This is a genomic window from Pseudoalteromonas sp. P1-25 (assembly GCF_001401805.1).
In the GTDB taxonomy this organism is placed as follows: domain Bacteria; phylum Pseudomonadota; class Gammaproteobacteria; order Enterobacterales; family Alteromonadaceae; genus Pseudoalteromonas.
This window is the reverse complement of the sequence record NZ_LKDW01000083.1, coordinates 1-564: the sequence shown is the minus strand read 5'-3', so window position 1 is coordinate 564 and position 564 is coordinate 1. Positions and strand designations below refer to the sequence as shown.

The following is a 564-nucleotide window of genomic DNA, read 5'->3' as shown; positions in this document are numbered from 1 at the left end:
GACTTGTTAGTCGAGGGATTTTAAATCCCTTGTGTCTACCAATTCCACCACTCGGGCATCGAGTTTGCTATTTAAAGCATGTGGAGTAATTAAATGGAGGCGGAACCCGGAGTCGAACCGAGGTGGACGGATTTGCAATCCGCTGCATGGCCACTCTGCCATTCCGCCTTAACGCTTCCAAATAATTTGGAGCGGCACACGAGGCTCGAACTCGTGACCTCGACCTTGGCAAGGTCGCGCTCTACCAACTGAGCTAGTGCCGCGTTAAACTTTGTCAGTAATTTGTCCGTTGGTGCGCGACCATGTCGCGGTAAAACGTTCTGGCAACTGAGCTAGTGCCACATAAAACATTATCAGTAATTTGTCCGTTGGTGCGCGACCATGTCGCGGTAAAACGTTCTGGCAACTGAGTTAGTGCCGTATTAAACTTTTCATTAATATTTTATCTAACTTTTAATTATCTTGGTAAAATAATTAAAAGTGGTGCCCGAGGCCGGACTTGAACCGGCACGACTTGTTAGTCGAGGGATTTTAAATCCCTTGTGTCTACCAATTCCACCACTC

The 564-nt window shown here is 47.0% G+C and carries 2 tRNA genes; both read right to left on the bottom strand.

The features are described from left to right. Positions 1–94: 94 nt before the first annotated feature. Positions 95–168, bottom strand: a tRNA-Cys gene (locus tag AN393_RS19615). A 19-nt stretch (positions 169–187) separates the two neighbouring features. Then, positions 188–263: transfer RNA gene (locus AN393_RS19610), tRNA-Gly, on the bottom strand. Positions 264–564 lie beyond the last annotated feature (301 nt).